This window comes from Microbacterium zouquanmingi (genome assembly GCF_052266675.1).
Taxonomy (GTDB): domain Bacteria; phylum Actinomycetota; class Actinomycetes; order Actinomycetales; family Microbacteriaceae; genus Microbacterium.
In genome coordinates this window covers 295419-313086 of record NZ_JBQPRA010000001.1, presented here as the reverse complement: position 1 = coordinate 313086, position 17668 = coordinate 295419, and the positions used below count along the sequence as shown (strand labels likewise).

The 17668-nt window shown below is 65.2% G+C and carries 20 protein-coding genes; 6 read left to right on the top strand and 14 right to left on the bottom strand.

Annotation, left to right across the window (positions count from 1 at the left end):
* Window positions 1-5 precede the first annotated feature (5 nt).
* From ACTU6V_RS01530 to dnaB, 4 genes are all read right to left on the bottom strand, one after another.
* Window positions 6-1025, bottom strand: a complete 1020-nt coding sequence (locus tag ACTU6V_RS01530; RefSeq protein WP_443474720.1) for a DUF2804 domain-containing protein — start codon at window positions 1023-1025, stop codon at window positions 6-8.
* Entirely contained in the window at window positions 1022-2260 is a 1239-nt protein-coding gene (locus ACTU6V_RS01525; RefSeq protein WP_443474719.1) for an MFS transporter, read from the bottom strand. The genes ACTU6V_RS01530 and ACTU6V_RS01525 overlap by 4 nt, the downstream gene beginning before the upstream one ends.
* A 120-nt stretch (window positions 2261-2380) precedes the next feature.
* Complete coding sequence (locus tag ACTU6V_RS01520; RefSeq protein WP_443474718.1) at window positions 2381-2647, bottom strand: hypothetical protein; 267 nt, start codon at window positions 2645-2647, stop codon at window positions 2381-2383.
* 145 nt (window positions 2648-2792) lie between these two features.
* Window positions 2793-4166: a replicative DNA helicase gene (gene dnaB, locus ACTU6V_RS01515; protein ID WP_443469956.1), complete on the bottom strand. Its 1374-nt coding sequence runs from the start codon at window positions 4164-4166 to the stop codon at window positions 2793-2795.
* A gap of 536 nt (window positions 4167-4702) precedes the next feature.
* On the opposite strand from dnaB, the gene ACTU6V_RS01510 reads away from it, so the two are divergent.
* Window positions 4703-5191, top strand: a complete 489-nt coding sequence (locus ACTU6V_RS01510; protein WP_443474717.1) for a chaplin family protein — start codon at window positions 4703-4705, stop codon at window positions 5189-5191.
* On the opposite strand, the gene rplI is transcribed toward ACTU6V_RS01510, so the two are convergent.
* The 4 genes from rplI to rpsF all read right to left on the bottom strand — a co-directional run bounded on the left by rplI (window position 5163) and on the right by rpsF (window position 6833).
* Entirely contained in the window at window positions 5163-5615 is a 453-nt protein-coding gene (rplI, locus tag ACTU6V_RS01505; protein ID WP_417509523.1) for a 50S ribosomal protein L9, read from the bottom strand. The two genes, ACTU6V_RS01510 and rplI, sit on opposite strands and share 29 nt — an antisense overlap.
* 11 nt (window positions 5616-5626) lie before the next feature.
* Window positions 5627-5881, bottom strand: coding sequence for a 30S ribosomal protein S18 (gene rpsR, locus ACTU6V_RS01500; RefSeq protein WP_017829850.1), 255 nt, complete (start codon window positions 5879-5881; stop codon window positions 5627-5629).
* A gap of 65 nt (window positions 5882-5946) precedes the next feature.
* On the bottom strand, window positions 5947-6459 hold the full coding sequence (locus tag ACTU6V_RS01495; RefSeq protein WP_443469935.1) for a single-stranded DNA-binding protein: 513 nt from the start codon (window positions 6457-6459) through the stop codon (window positions 5947-5949).
* A gap of 5 nt (window positions 6460-6464) precedes the next feature.
* A complete protein-coding gene (gene rpsF / locus ACTU6V_RS01490) occupies window positions 6465-6833 on the bottom strand; it encodes a 30S ribosomal protein S6 (RefSeq protein ID WP_417509527.1) in 369 nt (122 codons plus the stop codon).
* A 212-nt stretch (window positions 6834-7045) separates the two neighbouring features.
* Between rpsF and ACTU6V_RS01485 the strand changes: the two genes are divergently transcribed.
* Both ACTU6V_RS01485 and ACTU6V_RS01480 read left to right on the top strand, forming a co-directional pair.
* On the top strand, window positions 7046-8128 hold the full coding sequence (locus ACTU6V_RS01485; protein WP_443474716.1) for a hypothetical protein: 1083 nt from the start codon (window positions 7046-7048) through the stop codon (window positions 8126-8128).
* Window positions 8129-8175: 47 nt separating this feature from the next.
* A complete protein-coding gene (locus ACTU6V_RS01480; protein WP_443469937.1) occupies window positions 8176-9036 on the top strand; it encodes a hypothetical protein in 861 nt (286 codons plus the stop codon).
* A 138-nt stretch (window positions 9037-9174) separates the two neighbouring features.
* On the opposite strand, the gene ACTU6V_RS01475 is transcribed toward ACTU6V_RS01480, so the two are convergent.
* Genes ACTU6V_RS01475 through ACTU6V_RS01455 form a run of 5 tightly spaced genes read right to left on the bottom strand, consistent with a single transcriptional unit; the run spans window position 9175 to window position 14377 of the window.
* On the bottom strand, window positions 9175-10014 hold the full coding sequence (locus ACTU6V_RS01475) for an ABC transporter ATP-binding protein (RefSeq protein ID WP_443469938.1): 840 nt from the start codon (window positions 10012-10014) through the stop codon (window positions 9175-9177).
* Window positions 10007-10816, bottom strand: a complete 810-nt coding sequence (locus ACTU6V_RS01470; RefSeq protein WP_443469939.1) for an ABC transporter ATP-binding protein — start codon at window positions 10814-10816, stop codon at window positions 10007-10009. Before ACTU6V_RS01470 ends, ACTU6V_RS01475 begins: the two co-directional genes overlap by 8 nt.
* Window positions 10813-11730, bottom strand: coding sequence for an ABC transporter permease (locus ACTU6V_RS01465; RefSeq protein ID WP_443469940.1), 918 nt, complete (start codon window positions 11728-11730; stop codon window positions 10813-10815). The genes ACTU6V_RS01470 and ACTU6V_RS01465 overlap by 4 nt, the downstream gene beginning before the upstream one ends.
* Complete coding sequence (locus ACTU6V_RS01460; protein WP_443469941.1) at window positions 11727-12785, bottom strand: ABC transporter permease; 1059 nt, start codon at window positions 12783-12785, stop codon at window positions 11727-11729. The genes ACTU6V_RS01465 and ACTU6V_RS01460 overlap by 4 nt, the downstream gene beginning before the upstream one ends.
* An 8-nt stretch (window positions 12786-12793) precedes the next feature.
* Window positions 12794-14377, bottom strand: coding sequence for an ABC transporter substrate-binding protein (locus ACTU6V_RS01455; protein WP_443469942.1), 1584 nt, complete (start codon window positions 14375-14377; stop codon window positions 12794-12796).
* Window positions 14378-14522: 145 nt separating this feature from the next.
* Here ACTU6V_RS01455 and ACTU6V_RS01450 point away from each other — a divergent pair, with 145 nt between their 5' ends.
* Window positions 14523-15110, top strand: a complete 588-nt coding sequence (locus ACTU6V_RS01450; protein ID WP_443469943.1) for an Lrp/AsnC family transcriptional regulator — start codon at window positions 14523-14525, stop codon at window positions 15108-15110.
* A 48-nt stretch (window positions 15111-15158) separates the two neighbouring features.
* Here ACTU6V_RS01450 and ACTU6V_RS01445 read toward each other — a convergent pair whose 3' ends face one another.
* Window positions 15159-15512, bottom strand: coding sequence for an avidin-fold protein (locus ACTU6V_RS01445; RefSeq protein ID WP_443474715.1), 354 nt, complete (start codon window positions 15510-15512; stop codon window positions 15159-15161).
* 34 nt (window positions 15513-15546) lie between these two features.
* On the opposite strand from ACTU6V_RS01445, the gene ACTU6V_RS01440 reads away from it, so the two are divergent.
* A complete protein-coding gene (locus ACTU6V_RS01440; protein ID WP_443474714.1) occupies window positions 15547-16665 on the top strand; it encodes a hypothetical protein in 1119 nt (372 codons plus the stop codon).
* Between the two features lie 85 nt (window positions 16666-16750).
* Window positions 16751-17668: a hydroxyacid dehydrogenase gene (locus ACTU6V_RS01435; protein WP_443474713.1), complete on the top strand. Its 918-nt coding sequence runs from the start codon at window positions 16751-16753 to the stop codon at window positions 17666-17668.

The following is a 17668-nucleotide window of genomic DNA, read 5'->3' as shown; positions in this document are numbered from 1 at the left end:
TCCGGTCACCACCGGTTGCGAACGTCCTCGGCCCATCCTTCGAGGCCGTCGACGCTCACCCACTCACCTTCGTCTGTCAGCACTCGACCGGTGAATGTGCCGAAGCACTGGTGGGCTTCGTTGAAGATGATGATGAAGTTTGTGCGGGCATGGCGGTCGAAGAACGGCGTGAATGTGATGTCCATGCGCTCGTTCGAGAGCCGCCACGGCTTCATGAAGTCGCTGCGGTCGTACTCCCAGGTCAGTGCCATGGGGATTTTGTGCACCCGGCCATCGATCGTCACACCGGTGTGCGAGATGCCGTTCAGCAGCGTCCCGTCAGGGCCCGAGCCGCCGAAGTTGATGCCGATCCGTCGCCCGTCCACCTCACCCACGGCAGCGCCCCAGTTCCAGTCGGTGACGTAGGGCGTGCGCGAGCGCGCATGATCGAGCACCGCGAACCCGGTCGCGTCGTGCATGACTCCGTCGACCGAGATCGTGCCGGTGGTCGGCCTGTCGACGTCCTTGACGGTGTACTCCGCCAGCATCCGACTGGGTGGAGAGGCGATCCCCATCGCCTCGTGGCCCGGCAGGGTCCGGGCGAGCACATCGACCTGCACGCGCGGCGCGCGGGCGAGGAGTCTCGTCCCGGCATCCGAATCGATCAGACGCACCTCGATCGTGCGCCCGCGCGAGGTGTTCACCCCCGTACCGTGGGTGGCTGTCATCGACAGCCCACGGCTCAGCGGTGAGATCTCGAAGGCGTCGATCTCGGTGAGCGTCTCGCGGTCGAGCACCCATACCTGCCGCACGTTCGCGTAATCGAGTCCGCCGATCGTGAGCGCGAAGATGTGGGTCGGAGTGACGACGCCCCAGTACTCCCAGCGCTTGTTGCGTCCCCAGCCGTACCAGCCGCGTCCGATGCGACTGGTGTCGTGCAGCTGGCTTCTCGTCCACCCGACGGATGCTTCGTCCAGCCGGCCACGCTCATCTGTGAGCCGTACCGGTGAGGTGATCTCACGGTCGTGCACGTCGGGGCGGCTCATCGCACGCTGCGGATCGGGATGACCGAGAGTGCGCCAGCGAGCGCGAAGACGATGCCGGCGATGAAGACGGCGGTGTAGCTGCCGGTGATCGCGATCAGCGCCCAGACGATCACCGGCGTCATGGCCTGCGGGAGGGTCGTTGCGATGTTCAGGATGCCGAGGTCCTTCGCCGCGGCCTCGGCCTTCGGGAGCACCTCGTTCATCAGGGCGGAGTCGACGCTCATGTAGATGCCGTAGCCGAGGCCGAAAGTAATGGCGAGGGCGAACATCCCGGCGACAGTCGGCGAGAACAGCGGGATCGCGAGGGATGCTGCCATGATCGCGGAGGCCACGATGATGAAGACCTTTCGCCGCTGCATCCGGTCGCTGATCTTCCCGGTGAGGAACGCCGTCGCCAGAGCGCCGACCAGCATCACTGCGGTCATCGGGATGCTGAGCGCGGTGGATTCGGCATCGGAGACGCCGATGTAGTCGCGCAGGATGTAGAGCAGATACGACTGCACGCTCTGGTAGGCCAGGATCAGCAGAAAGCGGCCGGCGAAGGCCCACCAGAAGTCCGGATACTGTCGCGGGTTGACCCAGAAGCTCGCGAAGAACTCCTTCCAGCTGAATGGCGGTCGCTCGAGATTCTTCGACGAGAAGTCGCGGTTGAAGATCGTGAACAGCAGGGTGACGACGAGAATCATGCCGCCGAAGGTCGCATATCCGACCCCAATGCTGTTGATGAAGAACCCGGCGCCAGCGACGCCGAGTCCCATGCCGACGAACGTGCCCATCGCCAGGATTCCGGATGCGACGCCGAAGCGCTCCCGCGGGATGCGATCGGGCACGATGGCGGCCTGTGCGGTGGCGACCGAGTTGAGTGCGAGCATGACGAGCACCCAGTAGATGCCGAGCGTCCAGAGTTCGCCCGCGCCGGACAGCAGAACCATGCACAGTGCGGCCGTCGCGGCGCTGATGACCATCCACGGTGCGCGGCGGCCCATCCGGCTGCGCGTGCGATCAGAGAAGGCGCCGATCAGCGGGTGGATGATGATCGCACCGATGGATGCCGCGGTCATGACCAGTGCGAGGTTGGCGACCTTGTTCACCGGGTCGATCTGCTGCACCTGGTCGGGGATGAAGATGACCATGAACCCCGCATAGCAGGTGAGCAGGGCGGCGTTCATGACGAACAGCCAGGTGAGGAGTCGACGATCAGTCGTCTTCGGGAGCGCGGGGGCCAGGGTGCTCATCAAAATCCTTCTCGCGGCAGCGTCGCCGACGTGTGATGCTGCCGCGTTCGGGTTACGGAAGCGATCTCACTGTAACTTGCCACGTGGAAAATGCCTAGCGACGCCCCTCATCGTGGCGAGTCAGCCGAGCCCCATCGCGATCAGCAGCGAGACGATCGCGAGCACGGCGACCACTGGCGTCATCGTGTAACGCTCTGACTTGCTGCGTGAGATCGCGTTCATCACGATGCCGAGCGCGAAGTACGTGAAGACGACCCACATCGCCACCTGCGTGAACGCGGCAGGCAACAGTGAGCTCGCGCCGACGCGCTCCCAGGCGATGAACGCGATGAACGCGTAGATGATGATCGAGATCACGCTGCCGATGCGCAGGTTCCGTGGCAGCATCGCGACGCCGCCGGACTACTCGCCACCCTCGATGACCTTGCGATCGCACGCGTAACCGAACCAACACGAATGCGATCGCTAAGTGACTTCGAGCGCCGACCTGTCGCAGACGACTCAGAACGTGGCGCTGTCGGTTGATGACTAGCTAGTTGAAGTCGCCACCCTGCGCCATGTCGGCGAAGCGCGAGTAGTGCCCCTGGAACGCCAGATTGATCGTCGCAGTCGGTCCGTTACGGTGCTTGGCGACGATGAGGTCAGCTTCGCCGGGTCGAACGTCCTTGTCATAGACCGAGTCACGGTGCAGCAGGATTACCATGTCGGCATCCTGCTCGATCGACCCGGACTCACGAAGGTCGCTGATCTGCGGCTTCTTGTCCGTGCGCTGCTCAGAACCACGGTTCAGCTGCGACAGTGCGATGACCGGCACCTGCAACTCCTTCGCGAGCAACTTCAGCGCACGCGAGAACTCCGAGACTTCTTGTTGGCGCGACTCGACGCGCTTGCCGCTCGTCATCAGCTGCAGGTAGTCGATGACGACCAGCCGCAGGCCCTCGCGCTGCTTGAGGCGACGGCACTTCGCACGAATCTCGACCAGCGTCATGTTGGGGCTGTCATCGATAAAGAGGGGCGCGTCGTTGATGCGTCCGCGGGTCGCAGCGACCGTGGTCCAGTCGCGCGGATCGAGCGATCCCTTGCGCATGTGCTGCAGTGGGATCGCGCCCTCTGCGCTGAGCAGACGCATGGCGATCTCGCTCTTGCCCATTTCGAGGGAGAAGAAGACTGCGGGCTGCTTGTGGCCGATCGCAGCGGCACGAGCAAAATCGAGCGCGAGCGTCGACTTGCCGACAGCAGGCCTCGCTGCCACGACGATCATCTGACCGCCGTGCAGGCCGTTCGTCAGCTCATCGAGCTCTTTGAACCCGGTCGGCACACCCGTCATCGACCCGTCACGGCCGCTGGCTGCCTCGATCTCTTCCATCGCAGCATCCACCGCGACCGTCAGCGGAACGTAGTCTTCCGCGGTCTGCGTGCCGGAGACCGCGTAGATCTCGGCCTGCGCGTTGTTGACCAGGTCGGTCGCGTCGCCCTGCCCGTCGTATCCGAGCTGGACGATCCGCGTGCCCGCGTCGACAAGGCGGCGCAGGATGGAACGCTCGGCGACGATGCCGGCGTAGTAGCCGGCGTTCGCCGCGGTCGGAACGATCGAGGTGAGCGTGTGCAGGTAGTCAGCCCCGCCCGCCCGCCCGAGCTCGCCCGTCTTGATGAGCTCGTCAGTGACGGCGACGACGTCGGTGGGTTCACCGTGCGAGTACAGGGTGAGGATCGCTTCGAAGATGAGCTCGTGCTTGGGGATATAGAAGTCGGCGCCCTTGAGCGTCTCGATCACGTCGGCGACAGCATCCTTCGAAAGCAGCATGCCGCCGAGCGCACTCTGTTCAGCGAGGAGGTCGTGCGGCGGTACGCGTTCGGGTTTGCGCTGCCCACCAAGACGTTCCTCCGAGATGTCGGCTATCGACACTGTGATCCCTTCGGGTACGGCTGACATGCGGACAGCTCAGGTATCAGCGGCCCCCAAGCCCGGCGACAGCGGAGTGATTTTTGCGATCAGGGCAAGCGAATCACGCACCACAGACATCTCGTCGCGTGTCCACGGTACGAGCAGGGTTATCCCCATGCAAGACGGCCTGTGGATAACTATGTGGAGAGATTGCGGAGAACTTCGGAGTGTCTGTGTAGAACGCATGTGGATAACCCTGTGGTGGGTAAAAATTTCGTTCACGTTAACGGCTTATGACCAGGGGTTTAGAGTTTCCCCAGCCTGTGGATGAAATCCGGCTTAAATCACTGATTGAAGGTTTCGCTCGACGCGAGCGGATGTGTACAACCTGGGGAGAAGTCAAGCCCGATTTTTCTCGGGCGCGTCCATTTCCGATGAGGCTGAGAACACGCCGGTCAGCAGCTAAAACACTCTGGACACGCACCACTTGCGCGCGTACGGACGAGGGCACGGCGCCTTGCGCGCCGAAGCCATTTCGCTTCGAGGGGGAGGTAAGCGTGCCTGCCGCAGCATCCCGTCAGATGCCCACAGGGGTTTTGTGGCGCGCCCTCGGCGCGCTCGCCTGGGCCACGCTCATCCGTTCCAGCAACGGCCGCACCGCGCATGCAGACGAGGCACCGGGAGGCCCTCTCGACGGCATCTCTTATCTGGTCGCTTCGACGCTCGATTCTGGCGTCAGTGTCGGAACCGACGTCGTCCCCGCGGTGACCGAATCCGTGGCCGGCGCGCTGCAGGACTCTCCCGTCTCGTTGCTGAGCGCCCCGCTGCCCGACGCCGTGACCGATGGGACCGACGGCACTGCCAGCGGAACTCAGGTCGTGGCACCCGTCGCTGTTCCAGTGGACGTGACGGGCAACGCCATCGCCGCCCTGGGAGACAGCGCGGTGGTCGGCAGCCGAAAAAGCGGAGAGCCTCCGATCCGCAAGGATCGGAGGCTCTCCGGAAGGTTGTTGCGACTTACTTGGCTGCGACGACCTGAAGGGTGATGACGGCGACGACGTCTTCGTGCAGACGCACGGTCGCCTCGTGGTCACCGGTCGACTTGATCGGCGAGGTGATGGTCACCTTGCGCTTGTCGATGGCACCGAGGCCGGCAGTCGCGACAGCATCGGCGACGTGCTCGGTCTTGACCGAGCCGAACAGGCGTCCGCCGTTGCCGGCCTTGACTGTCAGGCGGACCTTCTGGCCCTCGATCGCGTCCTTGAGCGCCACGGCCTCTTCGCGGTCGTGGATCTGGCGTGCCTTGCGAGCAGCCTGGATCGACTCGACCTGCTTGGCACCGCCACGGGTCCAGCCAGTGGCCAGCCCCTGGGGGACGAGGTAGTTACGGGCGTACCCGCTCTTGACCTCGACAACGTCACCGGCGCTTCCGAGCCCGGCGACCTCATTCGTGAGAATCAGCTTTGCCATGTCAGCACCCCTTAGCGGCCAGCGCCGGCGTAGGGCAGGAGAGCCATTTCGCGTGCGTTCTTGATCGCCGTGGCGATCAGACGCTGCTCCTGCACCGAAACTCCGGTGATACGACGGGCGCGGATCTTGCCACGCTCCGAAACGAACTTACGGAGGGTTGCGACATCCTTGTAGTCAATGACGCCAACCCGGATCGACTTCGCGGGAGCGGTGGGCTTGCCACCCTTCCGCGGCTTGCGGCGGTCGCCGCTCGACTTTCCAGCCATGGTTTTTCCTTATCAATGAGATTGTGTTGTCAGGCGCGACTGCGGTCGCTGAGCCTGTCGAAGCGTTAGAACGGGGTGTCGTCGCCGAAGCTGCCCGGAGTGCTCCAGGCATCGGCGCTGGTCGAAGAACCGGGCGTGGACCACGGCTCTTCGGACACCTGCTGCTGCTGCTGAGCCGGACGCGACTGCCCGCCACCGCCACCGGCACCGCCAGAAGCAGCGCGGGTGACCTGAGCGGTCGCGTAACGCAGCGACGGGCCGATCTCGTCGACCTCGAGCTCGATGGACGTGCGCTGGTTTCCCTCGCGGTCCTGGTAGGAGCGCTGACGCAGACGGCCCTGCGCGACAACACGCATGCCCTTTGTCAGAGAACCCGCCACGTGCTCTGCGAACTCGCGCCACACGGACGCACGGAGGAACAGCGCATCGCCGTCCTTCCACTCGTTCGCCTGACGGTCGAAGGTTCGCGGCGTCGATGCGATGGTGAAGTTCGCCACCGGCAGCCCGTTCTGCGTATAACGCAGCTCAGGGTCGGCCGTGAGGTTTCCCACCACGGTGATGACGGTTTCGCCGGCCATGAGACTCAGGCCTTCGCAGCCTTGGCAGCCTTGCGGGCAGCCTTCTCTTCGGAGCGCTTGGCCTCGGATGCAACCATGGCCTGTGCCTCTTCAGCGCGGAGGACCTTGGTGCGCATGATCTGCTCGTTCAGCTTGAGCTGACGGTCGAGCTCCTGCGTGGCCTCGCTGGTAGCGGTGAAGTTGACGACGGCGTAGATGCCTTCGGTCTTCTTCTGGATTTCATAGGCGAGCCGGCGCTTGCCCCAGACATCGACATTGTCCACTGAACCGCCATCGTTGGTGATGACCTTCAGGAACTTGTCGAGCGTGGGCGCAACCTGGCGCTCGTCGACCTCAGGGTTCAGAATGACCATGAGTTCGTACTGGTGCGTCACTTACCCACCTCCTTCGGACTTGAACGGCTTTCGAGACTCTCTCGAAAGCAGGAGGGTGTGTGCACGTGCCCGCCCTTCTCGCCACCTGATGCGGTTCGATGGGCAGACAACCACAGCAGTCTAACGGAGTTGCGAGCTAGTCGCGAACAGAGACAACCGGAAGGCGCGAAACAACCGGAGGCCAGCCCGACGCCCGCGCTAACGTGGTGTCCATGCTCCGACCCGCCCCGTTGACCGACCCGATCGATCGGCACGAGCTGCGGGACTTCATCGACCGCACCCGCGAGAGGTGGCCGACCTGGCTTCGCGCGACCCTGCTCACCATCCTCGGCCTGAGTTACTGCGGCATCCTGCTGTTCATTCTCCTGGGAATCGTTCTTGCTCCCGTACCCATCGGCTTCTTCATCCTGGGCGCGTGGGTCGTCACCGGCTGCATCATCGGACTCGGCCTGCACCGGTGGTGGACTCAGGATCACCGCAGGTTCCGGCTCACCGGTTTCGCGAAGGCGAACGGGCTGCGCTACACCCCCCGCACCTCGCGAGCGCTGCCGGGTGTGATCTTCGAAGTCGGTCGGGACCGCAAGACCACCGACCTCCTGGAGGGGCACGAGCGATGGGGTCGGAGGGAGCGGGGGCGGCGCTCGGTCGAGTTCGGCAACCATTCGTATGCGATCGATTACCGGAAGTTCCACATCACGCATCGCTGGGGATATGTGGCCATCCGACTCGCGAATCCACTTCCGCACATCGTTCTCGACGCCGTGGGGAACAACTCGCTACTTCGCAGCAACCTGCCGGTCCGCTTCGACACAGACCAGCGCCTCTCTCTCGAAGGTGATTTCGACGACTATTTCACGCTGTACTGCCCCAGCGACTATGAGGTTGACGCCCTATATCTCTTCACGCCTGACGTCATGGTGCACTTTATTGACAGCGCTGCGCACTTTGATGTCGAGATCGTGGACGACTGGCTGCTTCTCTACAGCAAGAAGCCGGTGGTCACGACGGATCCGCTCACCTGGGAGAGGCTCGCGAACATGGTCGAGGCGGTCACGCGACGGCTCGACCAGTGGGAACGATGGCGCGATGATCGCCTTCGAACATCGGCGCGGTCTTTGGCGGGGGATGACTCGATGCGTCCTGCATCCGTGGTCACCGAATTTGCGAACCGTCCTCTTGGTGTCTCAGCCCGGGGGCGGCGCTTGCGGCGGCCGGTTCCCTGGGTGTTGTTCATCGTGACGGGTGTGTTCCTGGTGTTCGGCCTCTATGCCTGCGTCCAGGATTTCGCGGGTTGACCGGCATCTCACAGCATCGCCGGTGCACGCGCAGTAGCGTGGTCGGCATGCAGTGGATCTCAGATGTTTCTGTCGGCGACTGGCTACGGGACCGGCTCGATGACGACTGGTCGATTCACCACTTCGCTCCCCGTGGTTACGAGGCGTATGCGCGTATCTTCCATCCGGCCTCGGTGCGTTCGAGTTCGGATGCTGTCGACCAGCCCACCCCCTGGGGAGAAGCGGCGGCGGTCTTCGGCACGACGCTGCACGCCGAAGCATCCTGGCAGCGGCTGGTCCGCACCCCTCCGGAGGGCAACTGGCATACGCAGACCGCGCCCGACGGTCGCGAGTTCTCCGCCCCACGCGAAGGATGGCTGGATGCCAGCATCCTGAGCCGCCTCACCGGCCACCTTTCTGTGCACACGAGCACGCCGGACGAGTGCGTGTGCGGTGTCTGGGAGGGCTGGGGCGGGATGCTCGGGTTCATGGGCACCGGACCGTCACGCGCATCTCTCGCGTTCAGCGAGGACGAGATCCATCAGCAGGTGCTGGGCCAGAGCATCCGCAATCCTTTTGAGAACCCGTTTCAGCGGGCGACTTGGCAGCCCGGCATCCTCTCGGACGAGATATCGAAGGGACCGCGTCTCGAGCTGCCCGACCGCGCACACGTGCTTTTCACCGCTGCGCTGTCGACGTTCGCAAACCCGGACTGGCAGGACGAGGCGCCATGGGGCGACGAGGCGCTGAGCCTGCTCTGGCCCGCTGATCGCGCATGGGTCATGGCGACCGAGATCGACTACGACTCGACGATCGTTGCGGGTTCGAACGAGCTCGTGCGTGCGATCTGCGCTGACCCGGCCATCGAGGCGCTGCCGATCCGCGAAGGTTCGTCGCTGCCCTGGGACGCCGACGACCTCAACCGCTAACGCCGCCCGGTCCGGACAGCCAGCGCAGAAGAGTTTCGCGGCTCCCCCCGGTACTGAAACCGCGAAATCCTTCCGGGCTGGTGCCGCGGTCCACGACTGCCGCCCGAGCCCGCGGCCGCCCCGCCGCGGCAAGCGCGCTCAGCGCACGACGGGCGGGACCGTCGACCACGCCGCGCGATCCTCCGCGGACGGCGCCGCGGGAATGCGGCCGAGGCCGTCAGGCTCGGGAATCGCTGCGAGCAGCGAGCGAGTGTACGGATGCTGCGGATCAGCCCACAGTTCGTCCGTGGGGCCTGACTCCAGCACCTCTCCGGCGTACATCACGAGCGTGCGGTCGGCGATGCGCCGCACAACAGCGAGATCGTGCGAGATGAACAGCATTCCCGCGCCGACCTCGGCGACGAGATCGCGCATGAGGGCGGCGACGCTGGTCTGCGTCGACGCATCCAGCGCAGAGATCGGCTCGTCGGCAATGAGCAGCTTGGGGCGAGCGGCGAGCGCACGCGCGATCGCGATGCGCTGCTTCTGCCCGCCGGAGAACTGATGCGGGAAGCGGGCCGTCCATGCCGTGTTGAGCCCGACGCGCTCCAGCCACTCCTCGACACGCGACCCCTCGTCACCTCGCGCGAGCGCGGTCTGGATGCCGTCGTTGATCTGGTCGCCGATCCGGCGACGTGGGTTCAGCGAGGTCGACGGGTCCTGGAACACCATCTGGATTCCGGTCAGAGCCACGGACCGGCGGCGGATGCCCATCGGAAGCACCGGCATCCCATCGAAGTGCACGACACCCGAGACGATCTTCTCGATCCCTGCCGCCGCCCTCGCAAGCGATGACTTGCCGCTTCCGGACTCGCCGACCAGTGCCACGGTCTCGCCCACGGCGACCTGCACCGAGACATCGTTCACCGCGACCACCGGCGGGTTGCCGGGGTAGCGCACCACGACGTTCTGCGCGTCGAGCACGAGTGCGTCAGTCATCGCCGGCTCCTTCGTTGTCGCCAGCATCCAGTCGTGACCCCGGCAGCGCCGCGAGCAGCGTGCGCGTGTACTCGTGCTGCGGGTTGGCGAACAGTGTCGCACGGTCGGCGCGCTCGACGATCCGCCCGTCCTTCATGATGGCGACATCATCGGCGATCGCGCTCATCACGCCGAGGTCGTGGGTGACCAGCAGCACGGCGAGCTCCCGTTCGACGGCGAGGTCGCGCAGCAGCTGAAGGATGCCGGCCTGCACGGTGACATCCAGTGCGGTCGTCGGTTCATCGGCGAGCAGCACGTCGGGGTCGCAGGCCAGGGCACAGGCGATCGCGATGCGCTGGCGCTGTCCGCCCGAGAACTGGTGCGGGTAGCGCCCGAGCGACTCCGCGGCGCGCGGCACCTGCACGGTTTCGAGGAGTTCGACGGCGCGGGCGTCTGCCGCCTTGCCCTTCAGGCCCAGGTGCACCTTCATATGGTCGGTGAGCTGGCGCCCGATCGTGAGCTGCGGATGCAACGACGCAGAGGGGTCCTGGAAGACCATCGCGATGCGCTTTCCGCGCACGCGATTCAGTGCGCGCCGCGGCATCCCGAGCAGTTCATCCTCGCCGAGCAGGATCGAGCCGGATGTCGTCGCCTTGCGCGGAAGCAGCCCGAGCACGGCGAGCGAGGTGAGCGTCTTACCGGATCCGGACTCGCCGGCCAGGCCCTGCACGCGCCCTCGCTCAAGATCGAGTGAGATGCCGTGCACGAGCGGGCGGCCGATGGAGATGTGCAGATCCCGGATGCTGAGGGCGACAGAACTCATGCGCTCGCCCCCTTCGCGGAGGAGACCAGTTCAGCCTGATTCTCGTGAGCGACCTCTGCGGTCGGGTCGAGCACATCGCGCATCGCGTCACCAAGGAAGTTGAACGCCACGACGACCGTGAGGATCGCGAGGCCGGGGAACACTCCGAGCCACCAGGCGTCGAAGTTCGACATGGCCGCAGAGATCATCGAGCCCCACTCGGCCGTGGGCGGCTGAGCGCCGAGGCCGAGGAACGACAGGCCGGACAGCAGCAGGATCGCGGTTCCGATGTCGAGCGTGGCGAGCACGAGCACGGGGCCGGCGATGTTCGGCAGGATGTCGACGAAGAGGCTGCGCACGGGTGAGTGCCCGAGCAGGCGCCCGGCGACGACATAGTTCTGCTGGCGCAGACTCAGCACGAGACTGCGGGTGACGCGGGCGTACTGTGGCCACGACACGATGACCGCGGCGATTACCGCATTAAAGAGCGAGGGACCGAGGGATGCCGCGACCACCATCGCGAGGATCACAGTCGGGAAAGCCATGAACAGGTCGGTGATGCGCATGAGAGTCTCATCGACCCAGCCGCCGAAGTATCCCGCGACGGCGCCGAGGATCGTGCCGATCACAAGCGCGGCCACGACAAGCATGAGCGCGAGTGGGATCGTCACGGTCGCGCCGGTCATCAGCCGCGAGAAGATGTCGCGGCCGTTGCCGTCCGTGCCCATGAGCGTGTCGATGCCAGGGGCCTGCAGACGCGGCAGCACCTGGGCGTTCGGTCCGAACGGCACCCACCACTGCGCGGTGAAGGCGATGATGACCCACCCCAGTGCGATGACCGAGCCGATGATGCCGAGCGGCGTGCGCCAGGCGCGCGGCCAGCGGAAGCGGATCTTCCAACGGGATGCGACCCGCTTGTCGTCCAGGGCGCTCATGCGATCCTCACTCTCGGATCCAGCACGCCGTAGAGCAGATCCACGACCAGGTTGATGACGAGGTAGATGACGCCGACCACGAGGCCGACGCCCATGATGCCCGTGAGGTCGAGGTTCGCGGCGGCGTTGTAGGCATAGGTGCCAAGACCCGGCCAGGCGAAGACCGACTCGACGAGCACGGTGCCGCTGAGCAGCGCACCGAAGGCGACACCGACCACGGTGAGGATGGGCAGCGAGGCGCCGCGCAGCACGTAGTCGAGCACGACGCGCGGGCCCGAAAGTCCCTTCGCGCGAGCGGCGCGCACATAGTCGCTGTCGAGCACCTCGAGCACCGAGGTGCGCACGAACCGCGTGAGCAGTCCGATCGTCACGAGCGAGAGCACCATGACCGGCAGCGCGAGGTGAGATGCGGCATCGAAGAACCCGACGCTGTCGCCATTCAGCAGAAAGTCGACGGTGTAGAAGCCGGTGATCCGCGGCGGTGGCGTGATCGATGGCGAAATGCGTCCGGAGCCGGGTGCGACCCCGAGCTGCAGGAAGAAGAAGTAGTAGCTCACCAGCGCGAGCCAGAACGTCGGAACACTGAGCCCGACGAGGGTGACCACTCGCACGACCTGGTCGGTCACCAGGCCGCGGCGGTAGGCGGCGAGGGTGCCGAGCACGATGCTGACCGCGAGGCTCACGACGATCGCGCAGACCGCGATCTCGATCGTGGCGGGAACCGCGGTGGCAAGGTCCAGTGTGACGGGGCGGCCTGTGACGAGCGAAGTGCCGAGGTCACCGCGCAGCAGGTTGCCCATATAGATGAAGTACTGCACGAACAGCGGCTGGTCCAGGCCGTGCGACTTGATGAAGGCCTCGCGCGTCGCGGGGTTCTGTGCTGCGCCCTCGCCCAGAGCCGCGGAGACCGGGTCACCCGGGACGAGGTTCGTGAGCAGGAAGGTCACGATCGTCACGCCGATCAGCAGCAGGATCGACGTGCCGAGGCGTCGCAGCAGGTACCCGACCAGCGGAGAGCGGGTCGGGCGCCTGCGTGCGACAGTGGTGGTGCTCATGGAGTGAATCAGCCTGCCGGTGTGATCTCGGCGATGTCGATCTCCCAGACGGAGTTGTACACCGCGCCGGTGACGTCGCCTGCAGAGGCGATGTTGCGACCGGGGACGATCAGCGGAACGAACGGGCCATCAGCCTGCATCGCCTCAGCGAACTCGGTGAACGCAGCGGTGCGCTGCTCGGTGTCGGTCGCGCTTGCGGCACCTGCAGCGAGGCCGGCGATCTCCGGGTTGGCGTCAGCTGCCCAGCCCGCACGCAGACCGACCTTCAGGCCCGGTGCGAACGGCAGGAAGTTCGCCGAGTCCGCGTAGTCCGGGCCCCAGAACCACAGGCCGAAGCCCTCGGTGCCGTTGACGTACGCGTCGAGCTCAGTGGCGAACGGTGCGGGTGCGAGTTCGACATTGATGCCGGCATCCTGCAGCTGTGCCTGCACGCGCTCGGCGAGCGGGGTGAATTCCACGCCTCCGACCGGGTAGTCGTTCGGGAACTGCAGCTTCAGCGTCTGGCCGTCGTAGCCGGCCTCGGCGAGCGCGGCAGCGGTGCGGTCGAGGTCCTGCTCGACACCAGAGTCCAGTGCGCCTTCGAATCCGGGCGGGATGACGCCGGTGGCCTGGACGGATCCGGCCCCCGCGAGCTCCAGCAGCGAGTCGTAGTCGATCGCGTAGCGGATCGCCTCAGCGATCTTCACGTTCGCGAGGTCGCCGGCAACTTCGGGGTTCTGGTTCAGCAGCAGGAAGATCGTCTGAGCGGATGCCACCGAGTCGATGTTCACATCGTCGCCGAGGGTGGCCACCTGGTCGCCGTTGAGGTCGAGCGCGACCATGGTGTCGCCGCCCTTGAGGTTGGCGAGCTGGGTCGCGGACTCGGTGACGTTGCGGATGACGACGCGGTCGTATGCACTGGCCTCGGCGCCGTTGTACTCCTCGCTGCCGGTCAGCACGATCTGCGACGAGAGGTCGAGGGTGTCGAGCACGAACGGGCCGGAACCTGCGGACTCGCTGTCGAGGAACGCCTGTGCGGTGTCGGTTCCGTCGGTCGTGCCACCGTTCTCGATGACGACGTCGGAGTTCAGGATGCCGAGGGCGGGGTTCGCGAGGATCGCGGGAAGCTGCAGCATCGGCGACTCGGTGGTGAACTTCACCGTCTTGTCGTCGACCTCTTCGATCGTGACGCCGGTGAGCAGGAAGTTCGGCTTCGCCTCGACCATGCCCTGAATGCGCTGCAGGGAGAAGACGACGTCCTTGGCTTCGATCGGAGTGCCGTCGGAGAAGACGCGGTCACCCTCGAGCGTGAAGGTGAACTCCGTCGCCTCGTCATTCTGCTCCCAGGATGCGAGCCCGGGGATCGGCGTCGATACGTCGGAGCCTTCGAAATCGACCAGAGTCTCGTACAGCGCCTTGGCCAGCATGTTGCCGGTCGGGTCGTAGCTGTGACCGGGATCTGCGGTTTCGATCGAGAAGGCGGTGTCGATCACGAGCGAGTCGGCGGCGGCTTCTCCTCCACCGTTGGCGGAGTTTCCTCCGGAGCATCCGGTGACGGCCAAGAGCGCGACAGCGCCCGCCGCGATAAATGAGTTGCGGGACAGCGAGGACATAGACCCTCCAAGGAAGGGAGCGATTCGGGGAAGGTCGGACGGCTGTGGACGACCGTGTTCAGATTGGCACGTAGGCGGACGATATGTCCAATATGCTCGCACCCTGAGACACAAATTGTCCGTAGAACTGAGAGCGGTGGCCAAGATGTCCAACATTCGAGCTTCGGATTCCGCATCCGCTGGACGAAGTGCGCCGACGCTCGATGACGTCGGCTTCCGCATTCTCGCCGCGCTTCGTGAGAACGGGCGACTTTCGATGGCGGCGCTCGCAGAGCGGGTGGGAATCTCACGCGCCGGCGCATACTCGCGAGTGGAGGCGCTTCTGGATGCCGGTGTGATCACCGGCTTCTCCGCGAATGTGGATCCTGCAAAGGCTGGTCTGTCCATCGGCGCGCACGTGTTCGTCACGGTGCATCCGCAGTCCTGGCCGTCGTTCCGCGAACGCGTGCTGGGAATGCCCGAAGTCGAGTACTGCGCCGTGACCACCGGTGAGCATGACGCGATGCTCATGATCCGCGCAACCGATGTCGGCGGAGTGCACGACTTCTCGACGGGGGTGATCGCCCAGCTGCCCGAGGTGCGCACCGTCGTGAGCGTGGTGATCCTCGACGAAGTGGTGCGGCGCCCGTTCATCCTGCCGACCGATCTTCCCGAGCGCACACCTGGTGATGCCATCGGAATGACACGGTGGACGCCGGCGCCCGGAGCTCGAGAACCGCTGCCACCGCGCTGACCGGGTCCCTGAGCTTGTCGGTCCCTGAGCTTGTCGAAGGGTGGGCCCTCAGGCAATGACCTCGGCGCAGACGCTGAGCTGCGGTTTGCCGTGCATCTCGTAGTGCTCGATGAGGCGCAGGCCGCTCTCGTCCTGCTCGATATCGCTGTCGCCTGAGCCGGTGACGACCGTGCCGTCGGCGACGAGCACGTGCACGAAGTGGATGCTGATCACGTTTCCGGTGCGGGTGCCGACGAAACGACCGAAGGTCACGGTGTCGCCGAAGTAGTCACCCCAGACGGCGCCATCCTTCTCGAAGTAGCGGAACGTGCTGGGTGCATCGGGATCGACGACCGAGGTCGTGGAGGAGATCATCTGGAAAGTGCGGCCGTCGAGCGACGGGAGCGTGGTCTGCGTGTTCACACGTCTGATTATGGCAAGGGGTTAGCGTGGACGGGTGACCACGCCCGCCACCGGCTCTCAGCCGTCCACGTTCGATGCTCGTCCGCTGACCGAGCCCGTCGACCCGAGAGCCGTGAGTGCCTTCGCCGCGGAGATGAAGTCGCGCCGCAGCGGATCCACCACGGCGCTGACGGTGATCGCGATCGTCGTCGCAGTCATCGCCGTCCTCATCATCGTGCCGATGATGTTCGTGTTCACCGTCACGATCATCATCGGCTACAACTCCTTCATCGCCGTGCTACCGCTGCTGTTCATCGCTTTCGTGGGAGTGGCGGTCGGGATCGTCGCATGGTTGTCCGTCCGTCGCCGGCGCGTCGCGGACTTCCGCCTCGATCGTTTCGCTGCGGCGAACAACATGACGTATGCCGGTGAGGTCTCCGATCCTCCGTTGCCCGGCATGATCTTCACCCTGGGTCGCGCCCGCAAAGCGGATCAGCTCGTCCGCGGGCACAGCCCCCGTTTCGTCGAGTTCGGCAACTACCAGTACACGACGGGTTCGGGTAAGAACTCGACGACCCACAAGTGGGGCTACGTCGCGGTGAAGCTCGACGTGCCACTGCCGAATATCGTGCTCGACGCCCTCGGTAATAACGCAATCTTCGGCACGAACCTGCCGGCGTCGTTCCAGAAGGAACAGCACCTCTCTCTCGAAGGTGACTTCGACAAGTACTTCACGCTGTACTGCCCGGCGGGCTACGAGCAGGATGCCCTGTACCTGTTCACGCCCGACATCATGGCGCGCTTCATCGACAATGCCGCGCAGCTCGACGTCGAGATCGTCGATGACTGGCTGTTCCTGTACACGAAGCGCCAGGCGTCGACGCTGGATCCGGCGACGTGGGCCTGGCTGTTCGGCACGGTCGGAGCCCTCATCACCAAGTTCGACCAGTGGGCGAGGTGGCGCGACGAGCGCCTGAGCCATACCCCCGCTGTGCACATCGAGCCGGGGTCGGGATCGCACGCGCTTCCCTTCGCGCCGCCGACGGCGATGCTGACGCCGCCGCCCGGCGTGGCACCGTCAGGGCGACGACTCAAGCGCGGTGGCCGGTGGCTCACGGTCGTCTTCGTCGCGATCTTCGCAGCCGTGTGGTTCGTGTCGCGGTTCTTGAGCTGACGACCCGATGAAGACGATGTTTGCCCTCGACCCCGGACTTGTCCACAGACTCTTCCGGCCGCCATCCCTTGCGCGCCTGAGATCGATGGTCGACATCGATCCCGGGTTCGTGATCGAGGACTTCGGCGCGGTGCCGTCTGAGGAACTCGCCACAGTCGAGTTCCTCATCACCGGGTGGGGTGCGCCGAAGATCGGCCCCTCCGAACTTAACCGGATGCCGCGCCTGCGCGCGATCCTGCATGCCGCCGGGAGCGTCAAAGCCCACGTGGATGCCGAGGCCTGGCGGCGCGGCATCATCGTGACGACCGCGGCGAGCGCCAACGCGCGTCCCGTCGCGGAGTTCACTCTGGCGATGATCCTGCTCGCCGGCAAGAAAACCTTTGAGCTCTCCGAGGAGTATGGGCGCACTCGTCGCACGCTAAGCGTCGCCACCGGGTATCCGGGAATCGGCAACGCAGGTCGCACTGTTGGGGTGATCGGCGCATCGCGAATCGGGCGGCGAGTGCTCGAGCTGCTGCATCCATTCGATTATGAGGTGCTGCTGGCCGATCCCATGATCGATCCAGGCGACGCGCGCAGCCTCGGCGCAACGCACGTATCGCAACACGAACTGCTCGAGCGCAGCTCGATCGTCTCGCTGCACGCACCGCTCACGCCTACGACGGAGCGAATGATCGATGGCGCCTCGCTCGCGCTGCTTCCGGACGGCGCCTGCCTGATCAACACCGCGCGCGGACGGCTCGTAGACCACGGTGCGCTTCGCGCCGAACTGCGCCCCGGACGCATCAGCGCCATCTTGGACGTCACCGACCCTGAGCCTCTCGATGACGACGACATCCTCTATGCGCTGCCCAACGTGGTGCTCACCCCGCACCTGGCCGGTGCCGCCGGCACTGAGGTCGCACTGCTTGGCGACCTGGTCATCGAACAGCTCGCTCAGATCCTCGCCGGGCAGTCACCGGTCGACACCATCACGTTCGAGCAGCTCGCCACAATGGCGTAA